Origin of the sequence: Thermococcus sp. LS1 (genome assembly GCF_012027395.1) — an archaeon.
Lineage (GTDB): Archaea > Methanobacteriota_B > Thermococci > Thermococcales > Thermococcaceae > Thermococcus.
In genome coordinates, this window is the sequence record NZ_SNUJ01000003.1 from 203807 (window position 1) to 225673 (window position 21867).

Annotated in this window: 18 protein-coding genes; 10 read left to right on the plus strand and 8 right to left on the minus strand. The window is 50.2% G+C overall.

The annotated features are described in order from the left end of the window. Positions 1-35: 35 nt before the first annotated feature. From E3E26_RS09015 to E3E26_RS09025, 3 genes are read right to left on the minus strand one after another with little or no spacing between them, the layout of a single operon-like run. Positions 36-1097, minus strand: a complete 1062-nt coding sequence (locus tag E3E26_RS09015) for a hypothetical protein (RefSeq protein WP_167900978.1) — start codon at positions 1095-1097, stop codon at positions 36-38. Next, positions 1075-2208, minus strand: coding sequence for a DUF373 family protein (locus tag E3E26_RS09020; RefSeq protein ID WP_370520110.1), 1134 nt, complete (start codon positions 2206-2208; stop codon positions 1075-1077). Before E3E26_RS09020 ends, E3E26_RS09015 begins: the two co-directional genes overlap by 23 nt. Beyond that, entirely contained in the window at positions 2201-2503 is a 303-nt protein-coding gene (locus tag E3E26_RS09025) for an MTH1187 family thiamine-binding protein (protein WP_167901052.1), read from the minus strand. Before E3E26_RS09025 ends, E3E26_RS09020 begins: the two co-directional genes overlap by 8 nt. 94 nt (positions 2504-2597) lie before the next feature. Here E3E26_RS09025 and E3E26_RS09030 point away from each other — a divergent pair, with 94 nt between their 5' ends. Together E3E26_RS09030 and E3E26_RS09035 are read left to right on the plus strand one after the other, a co-directional pair. Continuing rightward, positions 2598-3212, plus strand: a complete 615-nt coding sequence (locus E3E26_RS09030) for a TIGR00296 family protein (RefSeq protein WP_167900979.1) — start codon at positions 2598-2600, stop codon at positions 3210-3212. A gap of 81 nt (positions 3213-3293) precedes the next feature. Continuing rightward, positions 3294-4370: a hypothetical protein gene (locus E3E26_RS09035; RefSeq protein ID WP_167900980.1), complete on the plus strand. Its 1077-nt coding sequence runs from the start codon at positions 3294-3296 to the stop codon at positions 4368-4370. Between the two features lie 5 nt (positions 4371-4375). On the opposite strand, the gene E3E26_RS09040 is transcribed toward E3E26_RS09035, so the two are convergent. Further along, on the minus strand, positions 4376-5737 hold the full coding sequence (locus E3E26_RS09040) for an RsmB/NOP family class I SAM-dependent RNA methyltransferase (RefSeq protein WP_167900981.1): 1362 nt from the start codon (positions 5735-5737) through the stop codon (positions 4376-4378). A 212-nt stretch (positions 5738-5949) separates the two neighbouring features. Between E3E26_RS09040 and E3E26_RS09045 the strand changes: the two genes are divergently transcribed. The 3 genes from E3E26_RS09045 to E3E26_RS11390 all read left to right on the plus strand — a co-directional run bounded on the left by E3E26_RS09045 (position 5950) and on the right by E3E26_RS11390 (position 13024). Further along, complete coding sequence (locus E3E26_RS09045) at positions 5950-7206, plus strand: hypothetical protein (protein WP_167900982.1); 1257 nt, start codon at positions 5950-5952, stop codon at positions 7204-7206. A gap of 70 nt (positions 7207-7276) precedes the next feature. Beyond that, entirely contained in the window at positions 7277-7843 is a 567-nt protein-coding gene (locus E3E26_RS09050; RefSeq protein ID WP_167894492.1) for a hypothetical protein, read from the plus strand. Positions 7844-7930: 87 nt separating this feature from the next. Then, positions 7931-13024, plus strand: coding sequence for a DNA polymerase domain-containing protein (locus E3E26_RS11390; protein WP_167901054.1), 5094 nt, complete (start codon positions 7931-7933; stop codon positions 13022-13024). Positions 13025-13174: 150 nt separating this feature from the next. Here E3E26_RS11390 and E3E26_RS09060 read toward each other — a convergent pair whose 3' ends face one another. Genes E3E26_RS09060 through E3E26_RS09070 form a run of 3 tightly spaced genes read right to left on the minus strand, consistent with a single transcriptional unit; the run spans position 13175 to position 15467 of the window. Continuing rightward, positions 13175-13870: an HAD family hydrolase gene (locus E3E26_RS09060; RefSeq protein ID WP_167901055.1), complete on the minus strand. Its 696-nt coding sequence runs from the start codon at positions 13868-13870 to the stop codon at positions 13175-13177. 40 nt (positions 13871-13910) lie between these two features. After that, positions 13911-14927: a DUF3226 domain-containing protein gene (locus tag E3E26_RS09065; RefSeq protein WP_167900983.1), complete on the minus strand. Its 1017-nt coding sequence runs from the start codon at positions 14925-14927 to the stop codon at positions 13911-13913. Next, complete coding sequence (locus E3E26_RS09070) at positions 14928-15467, minus strand: DUF2391 family protein (protein ID WP_167900984.1); 540 nt, start codon at positions 15465-15467, stop codon at positions 14928-14930. 65 nt (positions 15468-15532) lie between these two features. On the opposite strand from E3E26_RS09070, the gene E3E26_RS09075 reads away from it, so the two are divergent. The 4 genes from E3E26_RS09075 (at position 15533) to E3E26_RS09090 (ending at position 20926) form a co-directional block, all read left to right on the plus strand. Continuing rightward, complete coding sequence (locus E3E26_RS09075) at positions 15533-17002, plus strand: S-layer protein (RefSeq protein WP_167900985.1); 1470 nt, start codon at positions 15533-15535, stop codon at positions 17000-17002. Between the two features lie 158 nt (positions 17003-17160). After that, positions 17161-18339, plus strand: a complete 1179-nt coding sequence (locus E3E26_RS09080; RefSeq protein ID WP_167900986.1) for an MFS transporter — start codon at positions 17161-17163, stop codon at positions 18337-18339. A gap of 38 nt (positions 18340-18377) precedes the next feature. Further along, on the plus strand, positions 18378-20603 hold the full coding sequence (locus E3E26_RS09085; RefSeq protein WP_167900987.1) for a DHH family phosphoesterase: 2226 nt from the start codon (positions 18378-18380) through the stop codon (positions 20601-20603). A gap of 68 nt (positions 20604-20671) precedes the next feature. Next, positions 20672-20926 (plus strand): hypothetical protein, encoded by a 255-nt coding sequence (locus E3E26_RS09090; protein ID WP_167900988.1) that lies wholly within the window; start codon positions 20672-20674, stop codon positions 20924-20926. Here E3E26_RS09090 and E3E26_RS09095 read toward each other — a convergent pair. Continuing rightward, entirely contained in the window at positions 20923-21438 is a 516-nt protein-coding gene (locus E3E26_RS09095; protein WP_167900989.1) for a PEGA domain-containing protein, read from the minus strand. The genes E3E26_RS09090 and E3E26_RS09095 overlap by 4 nt on opposite strands. A gap of 182 nt (positions 21439-21620) precedes the next feature. Here E3E26_RS09095 and E3E26_RS09100 point away from each other — a divergent pair, with 182 nt between their 5' ends. Then, the gene (locus E3E26_RS09100) at positions 21621-21836 is read left to right on the plus strand and encodes a hypothetical protein (RefSeq protein WP_167901056.1); all 216 of its coding nucleotides are present in this window, start codon (positions 21621-21623) and stop codon (positions 21834-21836) included. The last annotated feature ends 31 nt before the right edge of the window (positions 21837-21867 follow it).

Genomic DNA, 21867 nt, shown 5'->3' on the forward strand with positions numbered 1-21867 from the left:
ACCCAAAGAGAATTAGGGAAACCTAACTTATAAGGCTACCGTTCTATTTTCTCTCCCAAGATTTCCTCCAGCTTCCTGAGGCTCTTGTTCAGCTCCTTCTCCAGGTGCTCCAGCTGGCGCTTGAGCTTCTTTATTTCGGCCTCTTTCTCTTCGATTAACCTTTCTAGCTCCCAGATTTCCTTCTTTTTGGTTTCGGCATCGCTGATGATCTTATCCCTTTTCTTTTCGAGTTCTACCAGCTTTTTCCTGTCGTCTTTTATGGCCTTGGTTTTCTCTAGAAGGTTCTCTATTAGCCATTGGGCGGTCTTTTTGTGCTTGCCCTCTAGTCGTGGGTAAATTTTCTGAAGAAGTGAGACGAACTCCTCGGGCCTTTTCAATACTACGGAGCTGTCCTTCACGAACTCGGACGCTATCTCTTCGTGAAGGCGCATTCTTTTTATCGGCTTCTGGAGTTTTGAAGCCCTTGAGCGGACTTCCATTTCTCCACTCTTGACTCTCGATGACAGCTCTTTGATGCCTTTCTCAAGCTCATCAAGACCATGCTCTCTGTAGAATTCCTCAAGTTCAGCCTTCTTCTCCTCGACCTTTTTCTGAAGCTCTTCCTTTTCCTTTTCCGCGAGGGAGAGGTTTTTCTTCGTTTCATCTTCGCCCTCGATGAGCTCTCCGATTTTCAGCTCTATGAGACCTTTCTTTGAGAGCTCTTCGTAGTAGCTCAAGTAATCCTCGTTGAGCTCCTTCAGAAGGCGATTGATTGCGTAAACGTCCTTCTCGAATATTAGCAGCAGGTACTTTCCGTGTCCGACGTGGAGTTTAGCTAGATCTGGAAGCCTCTTTCCGAGATCGTCCATGGTTTCGATGCTCTCCAAAGCCTTCCTGAGCGCACCCACGTAGCTTTTTTTCTCGGCGGTGACTATTCTCTTGATCCTCTCGTCCACGTTCCTGGGGACTTCCTTTCTCTCCAAAGCGTCTATCTTTTTCAGAATGTCTTTGACCTTCTTCTCAAGGCGCTTGTTGTACTTCTTCCTAACTTTTTCTGCCTCTTTCTCGGCCTTTTTCCTTCTCTTCTCATACTCTTCAAGTGCCTGTTCCAGCTTCAATTCTCTCCCATCCCCTAACTTTTCCTCTCAGGTATATTCCAACAAGAACCGCTATGGCGACGTCCACAAAGGCCAGCAGTAACTTGGTGAAAACCTCTATATCTGAAATCGTCAGTATGGCCATCGCATACCTCGTCGTTAGGTCTATTGTTACCCAGAGGGCGGGCATTATGAGGAGAGTGGATATATAGTACCAGATGTGGTGGTCCTTCCTCAGGTACGCCTGGACAATTTTACCCATTATCATAACGGATATTCCGAGTGTTAGGGACGAGCTCAGGGCGTTTATGTAAATGAGCGTCGCTAGAAGTGGTGTACCAGGCCAGCCGCCTATGAGCTCCTTAGAGTACTCCTCAAGGCTCAGGTAGGCGTTTATGGCACCCCCGCTTATGATGAGCAGACCCGCCACGATGGAGATGACGAATATGAACTGCTTCGCGAGGGTCTCCCTGAAGTTGAAGCGGAATCCCTTGGTGAAGAAGTAGCCTCCAATGAAGAGCAGTATTGTGCCCGTTATCGTGGCGGAGACTATTTTGACGCTCTCAGGATACCAAACACCTATGAGCCTTGCTATGCCGTAGAGCAGGAGTATCATGCCCGGTATACCGAGGACTACCTTGGCGACCTCTGGATCACTCAGTATCTCCCTCAAATAGCGGTATATGATGTAATATGTCGTCTCTATGCCCTCGCTCTGCTTCACGACGACTCGGTGAGAGCTTATTATGGGCACCTTTGATGTGATGATTGGGAATATCTGCTCGTCCTCAGCGCCGTCCGTTACTGTGATAACCCCATTGGCAGGGAACCTCTGGAGAACCTCGTCGAGCTGCCTGCTCAGCTCGAGGTCGCTCTTGACGCCAACCTTTGGGTGGCCTGTTATGAGTGCAACCTCCACCTCATCGAACTCCCCGCTCCCTTTCAGCTCATCGTAGAGCTTGACGGCCGCATAAACAACGTTGGCATCGCTGTCCTCGGGGTCGGCCAGACTGAGCTTTAAAGCGGCATCTATACAGGCATCTCTCCCTATAACGGGACCTTCAACGCCGGCCTTCTGGCCGAAATCGTCATCCCTATCTATCGCTAAAATCAGGGCCTTAATCTCAACCACCCCTCACCTTTTCGAGGACTGATTTAACCTTGTCCTCCATGTGGACAGCCTTATCGCGCCTGTCGTCGATTCTTACCGTCGTTGAAACCCTCTCGGCGCCGAACTTGAACATGAGCTCGTGGGCCTCCTCGATTATTGTGAAAGCTTCACTCACGGTCGGAACCTCTATGATCGTCGCCATCGGTGTCAGTTGGTACTTAACACCCTTTTTCTCTAAAAGCTTTACTACCTCTGCTACGTACCGGCTCAGGCTCCTCTCGCCGAGGGGGACTATGACAAACTCCACTATGACCATCTTCGACACCTGGCTAAGTTTAGTTCGGCAATTTTTTAAACTTTGCGGGAAAGATAAATAACCATTCACCCATAGATAGGTTGGGGGTGATGAAATGTACAGGATCAAGGATGAGTGGGGAGAGTTCCTCGTCAGACTCGCGAGGAGGGCCATAGAGGAGTACGTCCGCAATGGCAGAACGATAAAGCCGCCTGAGGACACGCCGCCCGAGCTCTGGGAAAAGATGGGGGTTTTCGTAACCCTTAACCGTCATAACGTTCCGCCTCAGATGTCTCTTAGGGGCTGCATAGGCTTTCCACTGCCGATCTACCCTCTAGTTGAGGCCACGATAAAGGCTGCCATCTACGCTGCCGTCGATGACCCGCGCTTTCCGCCTGTGAAGGAGAGCGAACTGGACGATATTGTCATTGAGGTCAGCGTCCTGACGCCGCCCGAGCTTATAGAAGGGCCGCCGGAGGAGAGGCCAAAGAAGATAAAGGTGGGCCGGGATGGCCTGATAATCGAGAAGGGGATACATTCAGGCCTACTCCTTCCGCAGGTGCCTATAGAGTGGGGCTGGGATGAGGAGGAGTTTTTAGCTCAGACCTGCTGGAAGGCTGGATTACCTCCCGACTGCTGGCTCGACGAGGACACGAAGGTCTACCATTTTACTGCTGAGATTTTTGAGGAGGAGTATCCGAGAGGGCCGGTAAGAAGGAAGCCACTATAAGTTAAATTTTCATTTTAAGATTCTCTTGGTTATTAACAACATTTAAATAATTGTGTTTCAAATATCGATATGGGTGAGTTTATGTCTAGTTCAAGAAAGATGATGATATTTTTTACAATCCTTTTGATTGTTGGGAGTGTTATCCCCCTGGACTTTGTTGCGGCCATTTATGGGAGTGTTGTCGCTAGGGATGCTACGGATGAAGCCATCGCTATCCTGAATTCTGAATTCCATGGTTCGTTCGTTAGTGCCCAGTTTACAGGTGTTGAGGAACAGATTCTCCTCGCCAAAAAGCCAATCCTTGGCTTTCCGATTGAGGGTGACTCGTATGTGATTCTCAGCTCGGGAGATGCAAGGTACGTGGTAACAGGGAATGGAACCTACGATGTTGGGAGCGTTGGGGGAGTTTCCATAGCGGGGGGACATCCTGCTACAGGTCAGGATATCTATGACGTTGCAAAACTGGCGATAACCCTGAAGGTTCCGTATGGTGCAAAGGTTCTCTCGTTCAAGTGGAGGATGGTCACTGACGATTACCCAGATTACAACGACTTCTTCTACGCTTACGTTGTCTTTCCCGATGGGACAAAGAAAATTGTCGCTACCCTTCCCAATGGCACGATACCCTACATCACTGCCATTAATCCCTATCTCACTCCTATAAACGGTGAGGACGGTGTTGTCTTAGAGGACATGAGTCCAATCTATACCGCCAGTGTGGACGTCTCCCAGTATCAGGGGGAGCAGATAACTCTCATCCTCGAAGTGGGCGATGCGGCTGATGATGTAGTAGACACCGCAGTGCTCGTAGACGACCTCAAATTCGATGTTCCTGTCATTTTCATATACACCAGAATGATGGCCATAATGCGTATCTGGACGATGTACTTCCTCAACTTCCATGACGAGTTCGATGAGGTATACACCAACGCATCTGCCCTAGGCGTTGACAATGAAACGCTCGCATTAGCTATGGAGATGCACCAGAATGCGACCCAGATGATGCTGGACGCTTGGCACACTGACAATCTCAACGACATCAAGCTCCGCGCCTGGGAATGGATACCCACGTTCCCGAAGATGCACCTAGTCAGAAGGGCCTACCTAACGGAGAGAGACGCCGTTCACATGCTCCAAGAGGCTATAAAGTCCATCTAGGACTCTTAGCCCTGTTCTTTTCTCAATTTTGCTATGAAGAAGCTGTTGCAGTCGTGCCTGTGCGTCCATGCTCTGAAGACTTTCTCCCCTATTTCAAGGAAGCCCCTATCGCCCCAGCTGAAGGGATAGTTGGTGACCTCAAGCCCGACCCGGTTTATTGCGAAGAGAACGTTTTCCTCGTCCTCGTCAATCCTTATAGAGCACGTCGAATACGTCATCTCGCCGCCGTCTCTCAGGTTCTCATGGGCGTTCCTCAACATGTTCCTCTGGACGTTTATGATGCGCTTTATCTTCTTCTCGTCGAAGCGCCACTTGACTTCCGGAAACTGCCTGTAGGTTCCTGAGCTTGAACATGGGGCGTCGAGGATTATTTTATCAAATTTCTCTTTATCCCTGAAGCTCTGGCCGTCCGCGTGGACGAGCTTGACGTTTTTGATTCCGAGCAATTTCATCTTTTCCTTCATGCGCATGAGCCTGTCGTAGGAGTAGTCAACCGCTACAATCTCCCCTTTGTTCTCCATCAGCGCCGCTGCGTGGAAGGTCTTGCTCCCCGGTGCCGCCGCTAGGTCGAGAACCCTCTCCCCAGGCTCTGGAGCTAAAACGTGGGCGACGTAGGCACTTGCCAAATCCTGAATTACGAACTTGCCTTGTCTGTACCAGTTGAGCCTTGTTACGGGCGTTTTATACTCAAGAATCTTGAGGACGTCGGGAAGGGGAGTTAAGGCAGTTCTCACGCCGTTCTCTTCGAGATAATCCCTCAGAGAATCAACGTCCGTCTTGAGGGTGTTGGCCCTCACATAGTAGCGCTGCGCCTTGTTGTTGCTGAGGAGCAGGCGAACGGCCTCATCGTAGCCGAAGAGCTCGACTGCGTACTCCACATACCACCTAGGGTGCGAGAAGCGGACGGAGAGCCACTCGATTCTGTCCCTCTCTTTGAGCCTCTTTAGGGCCCTCTCGATGTCGAACTTCTCTATCTCGTGCATCAGCGCGTTAACAAACTTGGCGCGGGAAAAATCAAAGTGCTCCTTGACGATGCGGATTATAGAGTCGGTCGCTATCGCCGGCGGAACCTTTCTGAAGTGGATCTCAAAAGTGCCTATGCGGAGAAGATTAGCCAGATAGGGGTCGAGGTCTTCGACCTTTGAGCCTTTAAGCACGGAATTGATTATGAAGTCTATTTTAGCGCGCCACTTCTCAATTTCGAAAACGTAGGCGTGGGCCAGTCCCCTCGCCTTCTCGCGGTCGTTACCGGCGACCTTCTTAAAGACCCTCTCAAGGGCGTGCTTCGAAGACAGCTCGCGCTCCTCAACGAGCATCAAAGCATCCGCCACCACTTCCTGAAAGCTCACCCTGTAAAACAGCTCCATGGACGGGGCTTTGACTGGGAGTTTAAAAAGGTGGTGGTGAGTGCATGAGTATGCAACTCTTTTACTCTCGCTTCTTTTGGCAAGCTATCATTGTGAAACCAAACTCGGAAAAAATTTATCCTTGAAAAAATTACTAATAATAAATGAATAGAAATGCTTATAAAAGAAAATGGTACTATTTGTACTGTAATATTGAATTGGAGGTGAACAATATGAAATACAAATCCCTATTAGCAATTTTGCTGGGATTGTTTATTCTTGGTGCTACCGGCAATGTGAATGCAGAGGCTTTCTATGGAAACTCTGTGGAAGTTGTAAGTACCGAAGGCATTTATGATCCGAATCCCCAACAAAAGTCGGGAATGGATTTCTCCAATGCTATTGGAAGTTTTGTTTTTGATATTTCAGAACACAAGGTTAGAGGAACTATTGAATATGACAACAAAAAAGTATCAGTTGATTGGGATTTCTCAATATTTAAATCAACCGAGTTTGAGGGATACGCGTTTTTGTTTAACGTGAGTCGCTCCGAAGATGTACTTGGTCTTGAAGCTGTGGTATATCAAAACGGTACTGTTTGGATTTTTGCAAGAGAGCGGCATGGGGGCATAATAGCTCTCATGGGATTCAGTAAGACTTTAGTGGAGACTCTGTCCAATATGAATATCCCCTCCTCTGGGATTTCTAACAAAGAGTGGCTTTGGATGACACTAGAACCAGAAGTCAAGACTATCACTTTGCCTGCCATTCAGGTTGGGCAAATCGTAGTGCCCAAAGTGGATGCAGACAGAATATTGCCAATGGCCACGTATTCAAGGGACGTTGTAAAGATCGTTGAAAAACAATATTCTGTAGGATGGTGGAGGTGGAAGACTACTTATTACATTAAAGTTGCGTTAAAATTGTATGGGTCAACTTCCATTAAGAACTATGGAGATTATCTTATTAGAGTTATTGTTTTGGACGAGGGAGAAATTTCAAATGGGAAAAGAATTAGCAAAAATACTCCCCTGTTTTTAGGGGATAGGGGTGATCCCAGAACCAATCCTATTGAGGTGGGTCTGTGGGTACCACGCTCTCCCGAGGATTACATTATAGACACTAAATTCACATATTCGGGAGAAACAGCCCCTCTCAACAAAATAAGCTTGGGTTGGGATTTGCTAATCAACATGGTTAACCCCATTAACATCTTGCGCTTTTTCGTGGATATTGACCCCGGTGCGGATTTTGATGACTTTCCAGATCCAGTGAACTCAATACGTGTTGCCTACCGTAATATCGCCTTGGCTAGGCCTGGACATTGGACAAAAGCGTACGTACACATTGATCATGTTTCAGGAAACGGCTACGGGACAATCGGCGCATTTTTCAAGGTTCCAGTATACTACCAAGTAACAGGAACCCAAGCTCTTAGAGTCGTTGGTCTTATAAATACTAAATTAGAAATTAGGGCTTGGCATAGTTAGTGTACAGGAAACTGAAACTCTTTGATTTCATTTTTTGTTGTTGAGATTCACAAATAGGAGGTCTGCACATATGAAACCCAAGGTAAATAGACTCATCATCACAATCCTTGCGTTAATTGTTGTTGGAGGAGCTTTGTATTATTTAATAGGTGAATATGGTTCTCAAAGGTTCATAGAGGGGCAGAGGGACTACGAGAGACTCTGCATTCGTCAGATGACCTCGCTAACCCTCAGCGACGTTCGATTTCATTCACAGGAGGCGTTCAATTCGCTAGAGCGGAACTCCACAGAGACTTTTAACCTTTCAATGATAGAGCTGGCCTCAGATCTTTCGAGATTGGAGTCGAATCTTGTAAGTTCGGCGATGTATATTTTTCCGGAGGACTTTCCTGACAATGAAACGTTAGTTAATATGACAAAAAACGACCGGTGCATCACATTCATAGAACTTTCCCGAAATGCATTCCTAAACGGAACCGCCAACATCTCTGCCGTCCGCGAGGGGTTAAACCTGATTTACAATTTTGCCACAGAGTGGCGAGAGAACGGCAACTATCCCAGCGAAGAGCTTTTGAAAGCCAATGCCGAGCTTCAGCAGAAGTGCAGTGCCCTTGTTCCAAAGGTTGTGAATCCTTGATTGTTGGTCTTTTTCTCCTTTCTTTCTGATGAACCTCGATGGCGAAGTTTATTAGTTCTGGATTCAATAATCCAACAGGTGTTGGTTATGATCCTTGACGTCGACTACATCACAGAGGACGGAAAGCCTGTCATCAGGATCTTCAAGAAGGAGAAGGGTGAGTTCAAGATTGAATACGACAGAGACTTCGAGCCTTACATCTATGCACTCCTCAAGGACGATTCTGCCATCGAGGAAGTGAAGAAGATAACGGCGAAGAGACATAACACCGTCGTCAAGGTCAAGCGTGCCGAGAAAGTGAAGAAGAAGTTCCTCGGCCGACCGGTTGAGGTATGGAAGCTCTACTTCGAGCACCCGCAGGATGTCCCGGCCATAAGGGATGAGATAAGGAAGCATCCCGCAGTGGTAGACATCTATGAGTATGACATCCCCTTCGCCAAGCGCTATCTCATAGACAAGGGCCTCGTCCCCATGGAGGGCGATGAAGAACTGAAGATGCTCGCCTTTGACATCGAGACGCTCTACCACGAGGGTGAGGAGTTCGGAACCGGACCCATACTCATGATAAGCTACGCGGATGAGAACGAGGCGAGGGTTATAACCTGGAAAAAGATCGACCTGCCCTACGTTGACGTCGTCTCAACCGAGAAAGAGATGATAAAGCGCTTTTTGAGGGTTGTTAAGGAGAAAGATCCTGATGTTCTCATTACCTACAACGGCGACAACTTCGACTTTGCTTACCTGAAAAAACGCTGCGAGAAGCTTGGGATAAGCTTCACCCTCGGGCGGGACGGAAGCGAGCCGAAAATACACCGCATGGGCGACCGCTTCGCCGTGGAGGTTAAGGGGAGGATTCATTTTGATCTCTATCCGGTCATAAGGCGTACCATCAACCTGCCGACCTACACCCTTGAGGTTGTTTATGAGGCGGTCTTTGGCAAACCCAAGGAGAAGGTATACGCGGAGGAAATAACCCTTGCCTGGGAGAGCGGCGAGGGGCTTGAGCGCGTTGCGCGCTACTCTATGGAAGATGCAAAGGCAACCTATGAGCTCGGAAGAGAGTTCTTCCCGATGGAGGCCCAGCTTTCGAGGCTGATAGGCCAGAGCCTCTGGGACGTGTCGCGTTCCAGCACCGGCAACCTCGTGGAGTGGTTTCTCCTGCGGAAGGCCTACGAGAGGAACGAACTTGCCCCCAACAAGCCAGACGAGGGGGAGTTAGCGAGGAGAAGGAACAGTTACGCCGGCGGCTACGTTAAGGAACCAGAACGGGGATTATGGGACAATATTGTGTATTTAGATTTTCGCTCTCTTTACCCCTCGATCATAATCACCCACAACGTCTCGCCGGATACTCTCAACAGAGAGGGCTGCAAGGAATATGACGTCGCCCCTCAGGTCGGTCACAAGTTCTGCAAGGACTTCCCCGGCTTCATTCCGAGCCTTCTCGGGAACCTGCTCGAAGAGAGGCAGAAGATAAAGAGGAAGATGAAGGCTACGATAGATCCCCTGGAGAAGAAGCTCCTCGACTACAGGCAGCGGGCAATAAAAATCTTAGCGAATAGCATTCTACCCGATGAATGGGTTCCTTTGCTCATTGATGGAAGGCTCAAACTGACGAGAATCGGCGATTTTGTTGATAATGCGATGGATGAGGGGAACCCCCTAAAGAGCAATGAAACCGAGGTTCTCGAAGTTTTGGGGATAAATGCCATTTCCTTCAACAGAAAGACAAAGATATCCGAGGTAAGGCCCGTCAGAGCCCTTATACGGCACCGCTATCGCGGAAAAGTGTACAGCATAAAACTCTCCTCCGGCAGGAAAATCAAGGTCACGGAGGGGCACAGTCTTTTCACAGTCAAAAATGGGGAACTTGTGGAAGTTACCGGCGGGAAAGTAAAACCTGGGGACTTCATAGCAGTTCCAAGGAGGATTAACCTCCCGGAAAGGCATGAGAGGATAAACCTTGCCGAGGTTCTCCTCAACCTTCCTGAGGAGGAAACCGCCGACGTCGTCTTAACTATACCCACCAAGGGGCGCAAGAACTTCTTTAGGGGCATGCTGAGAACCCTCCGCTGGATTTTTGAGGGAGAGAAAAGACCCAGAACGGCCCGAAGATACCTTGAACACCTCCAAAAGCTGGGCTATGTCAGACTCAAAAAAATCGGCTACGAAGTTCTTGATGAGAAAGCTTTAAGGAAATACAGGGCGCTCTACGAGGTTCTTGCTGAAAAGGTTAGGTACAACGGCAACAAGAGGGAATACCTGGTTGCCTTTAACGACCTCAGGGATAAGATAGAGTTTATGCCGGAGGAAGAGCTTAGGGAGTGGAAGATTGGAACCCTCAACGGCTTTAGGATGGAGCCTTTCATTGAAGTCAACGAAGACCTTGCAAAGCTTCTCGGTTATTACGTCAGCGAGGGTTATGCAGGAAAGCAGAGGAACCAGAAGAACGGGTGGAGCTATTCGGTCAAGCTTTACAACAATGACCAGAAGGTTCTCGATGACATGGAAAGGCTTGCATCGAAATTCTTCGGAAAGGTGAGACGCGGAAAGAACTACGTGGAGATGCCCAAGAAAATGGCCTACGTGCTCTTGAAGAGCCTATGTGGTACGCTGGCGGAGAACAAACGAGTTCCTGAGGTTATATTCACATCCCCCGAAAACGTGCGCTGGGCCTTTTTAGAAGGGTACTTCATAGGGGACGGCGACCTCCATCCGAGCAAGAGGGTTAGGCTTTCCACAAAAAGCGAGACCTTAGTCAACGGTTTGATAATCCTCCTCAACTCCCTTGGCATCTCGGCCGTTAAGATAAGGTTTGAGAGCGGGGTGTACAGAGTTCTAGTTAACGAAGAACTATCGTTCCTTGGCAACAGCAAGAAGAAGAACGCCTATTACTCTCACGTAATTCCAAAGGAGATACTCGAAGACGTCTTCGAAAAGAGGTTTCAGAAAAACGTGAGCCCCAAAAAGCTTAGAGAGAAGATTAAGAGGGGCGAACTTAACCAGGAGAAGGCCAAGAGAATTTCCTGGCTTCTCGAGGGAGACATCGTGCTTGACAGAGTTGAAGAAGTCGAAGTTGAGGACTACAACGGCTACGTCTACGATCTAAGCGTTGAGGAGAATGAAAACTTCCTGGCAGGATTTGGAATGATATACGCTCACAACAGCTATTACGGGTACTACGGCTATCCCAGGGCAAGGTGGTACTGCAAGGAGTGCGCTGAGAGCGTTACCGCCTGGGGCAGGGAATACATTGAGATGACGATAAGGGAAATTGAGGAGAAATATGGCTTTAAAGTGCTGTATGCTGACAGCGTCACCGGGGACACCGAGATAATCATACGGCGGAAGGGGCGTGTTGAGTTCGTCAGAATCGAGGATCTATTTGAAAGGGTCGATTACAGAATAGGTGAGAAGGAGTACTGTACCCTTGATGGAGTTGAAGCCCTGACCCTTGACAACAGGGGGAGGCTAGTCTGGAAGAAGGTTCCCCACATCATGAGGCACAAAACTGATAAGAAGGTTTATCGCGTTTGGCTTACCAATAGCTGGCACTTGGAAGTTACCGAAGACCACTCCCTTATCGGCTACCTCAACACCTCCAAGGTAAAGCCGAACAGACCGTTAAAGGAGCGGTTCGTTGAGGTGAAACCGGAAGAACTCGGAAAGTCAGTGAAGTCTCTCATAACGCCGAGGAAGGCCTTAGCCAAGAGCGTAAAGCCAAACCCGGTTGCGGTTAAGTTCTGGGAGCTGGTGGGGCTTCTCGTCGGCGACGGCAACTGGGGTGGTTCTTCAAACTGGGCCAGATACTACGTTGGCCTCGCCTGCGGCAACGACCAGGACGAAATAGCCCGGAAAGTCCTCGAACCGCTGAAAGAGATGGGAGTAATCTCGAATTACTATGACAAGAGCAGGAAAGGCGACCTCTCGATACTCTCAAAAGGACTGGCGGGGTTCATGGTTAGGTACTTTAAGGATGAGAACGGGGAGAAGAGGATTCCTGGCTTTATGTTCAACCTCCCGCGCGATTACATTGAGGCTTTTCTTAGGGGCCTGTTTACGGCCGACGGAACGGTCAGCCTGAGGCGCGGCGTTCCAGAGATAAGGTTGACCTCCGTCAACGGGGTCCTCTTAGAGGACGTTAGAAAGCTCCTCTGGCTCGTAGGGGTTTCGAACTCGATGTTCAGGGAAAGCAATCCAAACAAGTACAACGGAAAGGTCAGCGGCACATACTCAAAGCATATCCGCATCAAGGACAAGAGGGCCTTCGCCGAGAGGATAGGCTTCATCCTCGAAAGGAAGCAGAGGAAGCTCGTCGAAAATCTCAAGGAATCTATGATGAAAAAGAGGGCATTCAAGTACGACTTTGACCTCGTGCAGATTAAGAAAGTTGAGGAGATACCCCACAATGGCTACGTCTACGACATAGAGGTCGAGGACACCCACAGGTTCTTTGCCAATGGAATACTCGTCCACAACACGGACGGCTTTTATGCGACAATACCGGGAGCGGACGCTGAAACTGTCAAAAAGAAGGCTAAAGAGTTCCTTAAATACATAAACGCCAAGCTGCCTGGATTACTTGAGCTTGAGTACGAGGGATTCTACAAGCGCGGCTTCTTCGTCACCAAAAAGAAGTACGCCGTTATCGACGAGGAGGGCAAGATCGTAACTCGCGGGCTAGAGATAGTCAGGCGTGATTGGAGTGATATAGCTAAAGAAACACAGGCTAGGGTTCTTGAGGCTCTCCTGAAGGACGGTAATGTCGAGAAGGCCGTTAAGATAGTCAAGGAGATAACCGAGAAGCTGAGCAAGTACGAAATCCCACCCGAGAAGCTCGTCATCCACGAGCAGATAACCCGCGAGCTGAAGGACTACAAAGCAACGGGCCCGCACGTGGCGATAGCCAAGCGTTTGGCGGCGAGGGGAATAAAAGTCCGTCCCGGCACGATAATAAGCTACATCGTGCTTAAAGGCTCGGGAAGGATAGGCGACAGGGCGATACCCTTCGACGAGTTCGACCCAACGAAGCACAAGTACGATGCTGACTACTACATCGAGAACCAGGTTCTCCCGGCTGTGATGAGGATTTTAGAGGCGTTTGGATATAAGAAAGAGGATTTAAGATACCAGAAGACAAAGCAGGTCGGCCTTGGGGCGTGGTTGAAGCCGAAGAAATGAGTTCTGGGATTCGTTTTCCTGTCTATTATTTCAACCGAATGGCCTTTTCTTCATTTCACCCCGTCCTTTCAGCTCTTTGACTTCTGTGATGTTTCACGGTATCAACCCAAATGCGTTGATTTGGTGGATAAGACTGTCAAAAAAGCCAATTTAACCTCCCAACTCCTCCAGCACATCTAAAATCCCCTCAACGCTCGGCACCTCAAAGCCCCTCTCGTGGATTCTCCTCACTTCCTCGGCCTCGGGATTAATCCAGACCGCCCACATCCCCATTTTAAGCGCTCCCTCAAAGTCTTCTGCATAGGTGTCGCCAATGTGGATGGCCTCACCTGGCTTAACGCCGAACGCTTTAAGCGGCTTCTCGAACATCTCAGGCATTGGCTTGTAAGCGAAGATCTCGTCTGCAAAGAAGGTCCTGTCCACGAACTCCATCAGTCCGAAGCGCTCAAGCAGAAGCCTTGTGTAAGAGCCCGGCCAGAACATTACGTTGCCAGTAACGGTGACCTTCAGGCCCTTTCTCTTGACGCTCTCAAGCGCTTCCTTTGCCCCCGGCAGAACGATTTCATCACCGACCTTAAGAACCGCCCTCGCGGCAGCCCTCCTTACAACCTCGACATCCGTTCCGAGGAGCTCTGCCAAAAGTTCCTGGCTCTCCTCTAAGGCCCTCTGAGGGTCACCTGCCGTTTCTGCCCTCATGCGCTTTATCCTCTCCCTTGTGAACATCATGCCCTCCACTACGTCGAGTATGCATACCCCCATGAGCTTGGACAGCTCAACGGCCATAGCATCGAGCATGACGTTGAGGTCTAGGAGGGTGTTCCAGACATCGAATGAGGCGAGCTTCATGCGTATCACCGGGGTGAGTTGGGAGAGGGGGAATAAAAATTCAACGGTCCTTGCCCGAGAGAGTAAAAAGCCCTTCCATAAGCCCCGCCTCTCTCAGGACTGCCTTGAGGTTTCTGAAGCGGGAGCGCATGACAAAAAGCTCGTAAAAGCCTTCCAGGTTGCCCCAGTGTCCATAGGCCGAAAGGGCCAGATACATGACCTCTTTGGGCTTTAGAGTCCTTCCCAGGCTCTCGTTTAGGATCCTTAATGCCGGTCTGATTCTCTCCAGAAGTCCCTCCCGCGCGATGAGGTGGAGCATTAAATCTTCAACGGTGGGCTTCTTCCACTCGATTAGCTCGTCCTCGAAGGGAAGGCCTATGATTAGGGGAATCACCTCTGTTTTCCCCACCCTAAAACCTGCGGCCGTTTTTTCTGGATGGAACCTGGAGAGCTTCCCGGTTATCGAGGCCATCGCGCTCTTCCTGTCGTCATCAACATCTATGGCAACTCCTATTTTGTCAACACTGAATTCAAAGACTTCCATCGCTCTGATAAAGTTGCCTAGGTTTCGGATGACTCCGGAGTTTCCCTCACTGGGGATTATCGCTAAGAAGCCGTTCTCATTTCTCAGGAGCTCGAAGTTTTCGCGCTCGAAGACCCTCTCGATGAACTTAAGATTCGCTGGGACTTCCCTGCTCTCTTTGAACTCGTACAGCTTCTTAAAGACCGCCTTGAAGAACTTCGCGTCGGTTTTGCCCTCGACGAAAAGGACACTCGCCCGGGAGGGTTCACCGGTAAAGCCACCCCGGAGATCGAAGTCAAGGTATTTTCTCAGCTCATAGGCCTCCTTGACTGTTAGGGTCTTTCCAGTGTCGGAGTAGATAAGGAAATGTCCCTCGCCCTTGAACCTACTGAGTATCAGGTCTATGAGCTCGAGGCTCGCTGTTACCACGGTCTCCTCGCCTGTGAGCGATCCAGCAATCTCAATGAGTTCTCTCCTATTCTTCCCATACTCCGGGAAAATCAGTGCGTTCTCATCCGCAAAGGCTTCAAACTTCTTTCCAGTGATGATTTTCATTCACTTCACCATGTCAACAGTTATCGCTCCGATGACTGCAAAGGTGCTTATAAGTATGGTCGCGTTGAGGTACTGCTCCGTTGTAAAGTCGGCTATCCCGTTGATGCCGTAGAGGTATATCAGCCCGGCGGAAATCAGATACGCTATCAGGGTCACCGTGATAAGTCTTTTTGGGACGTGGAAGAGCTCTTCCTTTTTGAGGTTACCTATCCGGGACTTCGCAATGAAGAGATACGCAACGGCCAGGGTCATGATGAGGATTACCAGGGAGCGCTCCACGGTTATGTCCTTGGCGATTTCCCAAAGTTCGCCAGTGAAGAGGAATGGAAGGGCGAAGGTTACCGCTCCGATGATCTCCTGGGCTATGTCGTCCCACCCGAGCCTGTCGGGTGCCTTCTTTTCCTCAACCTCCCTGCGAAGCTCCTCAAGGCTGGTATATATCTCGTCGAGCTTATCTTCCATTTCCTTTCCCCTTTCGTCCGCTGGTGAGTGCTCAGGTTCGGGGTTCATCATCCCGTCAGCATTGGATTCACTCATCATCGCGGAAAGGTTTTCCCCAGGAAAAGTTATAAAGGTTGAGATTCACCTTAATTCGGTGATAAACGATGAAAAAGGCTTTGGCCCTGTTTGTGAGCCTGACAATTCTGGGCTTGCTTCTTACGCCGATTAATGCAGCGATTACTGGCATTAATTCTGCCAATACCGTGATAGTTCTACCAACCACCAAGATAGTTAACGGTGTGCCCCTTCACATAGGGGAAGACGCAATAACAGGCTCAAGACTCGGAGCTTTTCTGGTTCTCAAGGGGATTTCTCAGGGAACTTACACTACCACCGTTTCTGTACCCGTTGAGTACCACAGTGTGGTTATTCCCGATGAAAACCAGATATACAAACTTAATCAAATCGATATGCCTGACGTCGGAGTGAACGTCAGCGACGTGCCCGTGGGGCACGCTGTAGTTGTCCAGGTTAACTTCTCCCGCGTTGGGTTTAACTCCACTAACGGGATGGCTGAGTTCCTCGACAGGAGCGTGGAGATAATCTTCAACGAGAACACAACGCCCCTCGATATAGGCGGCGATTATAAGGTTGTCTCGGCGACCGTTGATGGGAGGGACACCATGTACTTCTACGCGTATGCGGAGGTCGACTCTGAATCCAGCTCGCTTGGCGATTCCATAGTCGTCGGTGGCTGGAAGATAAAGCTGCTCGACATAAACCTCGACGTCTCCAAGATGCTCATCGAGCTGACCTACCCCAGCGGCCTCATCAAGACCAAGACAATGAGCGAGGACAAGTACTACATCATGTATGTCGACACCAACGGTGCCGAGGACTTTGAGGAGTACGATACGTATCCCTCGGCAAGAATAAACGAACTTCTCGAAGCTGGAGCAAAGAACGTCTTCCTTTTCACCCCCACGGACTTCTTCGTTGGCATAAACAACGCTCAGATGGTCACCTACGACTACTGGTACTACGAGAAAGTGAAGCAGTACTCGGACGGCGATGTCTATAAGGGCCAGTGGATCTGGGACATAGACCCCGATAATGGGCTCTACACCCTCTACCTCCACGTGAACGAGAGCCTCGCGAGCTTTCCGAGGGTGTTCATAGGGCCTGGAGATGCCCTAAAGCTCCCAACTGATTGGGGTCTTGAGATTACGGCGGTCTTCCAGAGGGACGAGAACGGAGGGATAGTTGGAGTTGAGGGCTACCGCTTCGTCCGCGTTGCCACGGTTACGAGAACCGTCTCAGTTATCGCCCCGAAAGTCGAGGCTACGGACGATGTTTACGACTTCATCATCGAGGATACCGACCTGACGAGCCTTCCATCGGACAAGAACGTTATAATCATAGGTGGCTGGGTCAGCAACAAAGCCTGGGAACTCCTCGAGCAGGTCTATGGAACGAACACCGTGGATGCCATCAAGGCCGAGATAGAGCAGAAAGGATACGTGATAAAAGAGCTGGACAACCCGAACAACCCGCAGTACAAGGTAATAATACTTGCAGGAAAGACCTACGAAGAGACGAGGCTCGCTGTAGAGAAGTTTATGGAAGAAATGTGAAAGCTTATTTTATCCCGTTTTCCAATTTTACTCCTCTTATTTGAGTCATAAGATGACTGCGTTTTTTATTTAAACGGTGAGTAATGCCCTTTTTTGTTAATAAATTTTTCGGTGGAGGAGAGGTAGGTTTATATACTCAAACCCTCGTCTAAACGTTCATGTCGCTGCAGAATTATAGGGACTTCAGCAGGGATGCATGGTTGCTCGTAGTTTACTCCTTCATATCCTGGTTAGGTGGCAATATGGCCTGGTTCATCTTTCCGTTCTATCTAAAATCCCTCGGCTTTGACTACACGGGCATTGGTATAGTATTTTCCCTTTCTACCCTGGCTCAGGCAAGCATTCTTCTCTTCTCGGGCCCTCTCGGCACGAGAATAGGCTACAAGAGGGCCGTTCTTCTTGGAGTCTCACTGATGTTCTTGGGCAGGCTCATTCAGGTTCTATATCCGACCATAGTCATGCTCACCCTGGGTGGTGTGCTCATCGGGATAGGCCTCGCCTTTGAGGGCCCCTCCTACATGGCCCTGCTGAGCGGTGAAGTTAGCGACGAAAAGAGGCACTACCTCTTCAGTCTCTCCTCCGCGATGGGGACGATAGGTTCCGCAGTGGGCCTCCTTTTAGCTGGCTTCCTGCCAAGATACTTAAGCTACCGCGAGGTCTTTGCGCTGGTTCTCATTATAATCCCGATTAGATTCGTCCTCGTGCTCTTCGTGAAGTCCGTTCTGGCAAACACGGAGAAGAGGCTCAACATCAATAAGAAACTGCTCCTGAGAATCGGCCGCTTTGCTCTTCCGAGCGCTCTCATCGGCCTCGGTGCTGGCGTTACGATACCCTACATGGGCCTCTACTTCAACCAGCGCTTCGGCACGAGTCTGGAAAGTATAGGCTGGCTCTTCGCCCTTCAGCAGTTTATAATGGGTCTTGGCATGTTCATCCTCCCGATGATAGCGGACAGGCTCGGCAGCGTCAAGACCATAGTCTCTTTCAACGGGAGTGCCAGTTTCCTGATAGCGGCGATGCCATTCTCGCCGACTTTCATGGTAGCGGCCTTCATCTACACCGTTAGAACTATTCTCATGAACATAGTCAACCCCATATGGAACTCCTTCATGATGAGTTCCTTCTCCAAGGAGGAGCGTTCGACTGTAATGGCCTTGAACAACCTCTCCTGGACGGCCACCTTCGGAATAGGTCAGTACATAGGTGGCAGGCTTTTCGACTTCTCTCTCACCTGGCCGTTCCTTATAACGGCATTCCTTTACGCAATCTCTATGCTTGTCTTCTGGGGTTTCTTCCGGGACGCGGAGACAAAAGGTTATAAGTCCCCATCGGCCTAAGGTGACTTCAGTGAGAGAACTTCTGGAGAGTGTGAGCCATGGTGGTCAAAGACTGTCCTGAGTGTCACGGAACGGGTAAAGTCAAGGTTGGCGAGAAGGAGTGTCCAGTTTGTAACGGCTGGGGCTATGTTCCGGCTGATTTCAAGCTCGACAAGCAGCTTAAAGGTTACAGAAACTTGGACTACTTCGGCGTTGAGGATGAAGTTGACGAGATACCCTGTCCCGAGTGTCACGGCAAGGGCGTTGTGCCGGTTTACGACACCTGCCCCACCTGCGGCGGAACTGGCCGTGTTCTCGCCTGCGACATCTGTGGTAAGGTGAAGGAGCCCTGGGAGCCCGGTATGGAAACTACCTGGGTCTGTCCGGACTGCATGAGGAAATACAAGGTGGTCTATATCCTCGACAAGACCTGCGACTATGAGGACGTTGAGATAGGCAATGTATATAAGGGAACCATAGACAGGGTGGAGCGCTTTGGTGTTTTTGTGAAGCTTAACCCGCACGTTACAGGGCTTATCAAGAGGAAGGACCTCCTTGGCGGCAGGGATTACGTTCCGGGTCAGGAGATACTCGTCCAGGTTCTCGATGTTAGACCCGACAAGCGCGAGGTTGACCTCATAGAGTCGGCTCTCAAGCACTACAAGGAGGTCGTCGTTAGAAAAGAGCTTCCAGTTACTCCAATCGGTGAACTCAGGAAGGACATGGCCGGAAAAACCGTGAGGATACGCGGTAGGGTCACTCAGATACAGGTCACCGGCGGCCCAACGGTCTTCACGATAACCGACGGAACGGGCATAACTTGGGCGGCCGCCTTTGAGGCACCGGGCGTTAGGGCCTATCCTAACATAAACGTCGGCGACATCGTTGAGATAATCGGAAAGATAGCCTTCCACTCCGGCGAGATACAGATAGAAGTCAGCGACATGGCCCGCCTATGGGGTCCGGAGGCGGCTGAGGTAAAGAAGAAGATTGAAGAGCAACTCGACAGGAAGGCCCAGCCCGAGGACGTTGGCTTCCTCGTGGAGAGCGAGGTTCTGGAGAAGCTCAAGCCGAAGATAATGAAGGCCGCCTTCATGATAAGGCGTGCCATCTACGAGGGAAGACCGATATTGCTGAGACACCACGCGGATGCGGACGGCTACACCTCTGGTCTGGCACTCGAATACGCTATAGTTCCACTCATAGAGGAGGTCTCGCCCGATCCGGGGGCAAGGTGGAAGCTCTTCAAGCGCAGACCGAGCAGGGCACCGTTCTACGAGCTTGAGGATGTCCTCAAGGACATAATCTTCATGGTCGAGGATCACGAGAAGTTCGGCGATCCATTACCGCTCGTCGTCATAGTGGACAACGGCGGAACGAGTGAGGACATTCCAGCCTACAAGCGCATCAAGGCCTACGGCGTTCCGATAGTGGTTATAGACCATCATGACCCGAGGGAGTGGATAAGCGAGGACAAAGCTACCGTCGATGAGTACGTTGACGTTCACGTCAACCCCCATCACATCAAGCGTGGCTACTACGAACTGACCGCCGGAATGCTCGCAACTGAAATAGCACGCTACATTAATCCGGCCGTAGAAGACAAGATCAAGCACCTGCCAGCCATAGCCGGAACCGGCGACAGGAGTAAAGCACCGGAGTTTTACCAGTATCTCGAGATAGCCAAGAAGGCGAAGGGTCTAACCGAAGAGGATCTCAAGAAGATAGCCGAGGTTATAGACCACGAAGCTTATTTCTGGAAGTTTATGGACGGACACGGCATAATCGACGAGATACTCCTCCTGACGGGCAATCTGCAGAGGCACAGAATGCTTATCGACGCAATTTATCCCGAGGTAAAGGAGAAGCAGGAGAAGGCCCTCAGGGCTTCACTGCCGCACGTCAAGAGCGTCGTCCTGCCGAACGGCATAAGGTTCAACACCATAGACATAGAGCTCTACGCACCGAAGTTCAGCTACCCGAGCCCCGGCAAGCTGAGCGGCCTGATCCACGACCACTTCAAGGAGAAATACGGTGAGGACAGCCCGATACTCACTTTGGCCTACGGCCCGGACTTCGCGGTAGTGAGGGCTTCAGACGGCATGGCGGCCTACAACTTCGACCTCAACGAGATAATACCCAAGCTCCAGGAGGCACTCCCGAGCGCTGGCATCGAGGGCGGTGGCCACAGCTACGCTGGCTCAATAAAGTTCTTCGAGGGTATGCGCAAGGAAGTGCTTGAGGAGTTCGCCAAGCAGGTGCTCAAGCTGAAGAAGAGCTCTTGACCCTTTCTCAACCTTTTTAAAGGTGAAAGCTGAAGGTTTTTATGGTACAAGTTTTTGGAGGAGTCCGAATGAAGGTTAAGGTTGAGGTTACTTTTAGAATGGGCGGCGTTTCTTACCGCGGCCACAGATGGGAGGATGACGTTCTCGTCTTCGAGTTCGAGAGGCTGGGGGATGCCTTTATCCAGGTTCTAAGCAAAAGGGTTGTGGAGGGGGAAGTTGAGCGCGAGCCCGCTAAGGTCCTCGTAGAGCTCCGCACGAAGGAAGGGGGCAAGATCTTCGGGGCCCTCAAGGAAGGCGGCGTTTACAGGGCGATAGAGCCTTAGCGCTTTCTCGCGAGTGCAGGTGTCAGTGCTGTCAGTATCAACAGGCTAGGACCGCAGATGTTTTCTTCGTTATTTCTCGTTTCCTTCTTTGCTAGTGATGTCTCCCCTGGCAGCTCTATTGGGTCTAGGCTTATCGTAACGAATCCTCCTCTCTCCCCGCGTATCGTGGTGTTGTAAATTGTCTTCCCATCACGCTTTATCGTTAGGCTGTAGATGCCTACTGGAACGTCTGTCTCGTTGAGGGGCGTCTCTCCGATAAGCTCTCCGTCGAGATAGACTTCCAGCCCCCTCTCCTTTGTGAGTATCCTGAGCTTGAAGGTTGGGTGCTTCAGCGTGGCGTTAATCAGTTTTCTTTCTCCATCCCGTAGGGAGACGTTCAGGGAATAGACGAGGTAGTCGGGGTTGTAGAGCTGGATAGTGTAGTTGCCCGGCGTGATGGTGAGGTTGAGGGGTGTCTCGCCAACGTTCTTCCCGTTGATGAAGACGTGGGCCTTTGGGGTACTAACTACCATAAGGTACGCCGTTTGGTTCTCTGAAGTGGTGAGGATTGGTGGAGTTATAAGCAGCATCGCCAGGAGGGCAAGAAAAAGGGCATGACCCTTCATTACTCTTTCCTCCAAGTTGCTTTATACCACTGACTATAATTGGGGTGAACGTTTTAAAGTTTGTCTCCCACATACCTGCGGTGATGCCCATGTACATGGCTGAGTTCAAGCTTCGCTTTGGAGACAGGAAGTGGTACGTCAGGAGGATAATCGAGGCTAACTCACTTGAAGAGGCCGAGGAGATGGCCGAGCGCTACGCCAAGGCCATGAATAAAGGCGAAGTCCTCTGGGAGCTGGGCTACGTTATAGAGGCTGAGAGGCCTCTCATCATCGGCAAGGAAGAGCTTGAGAAGCTTGGGGCTTGATTTTGCCGTTTTTCTCTTCTCCCGGCTTTTC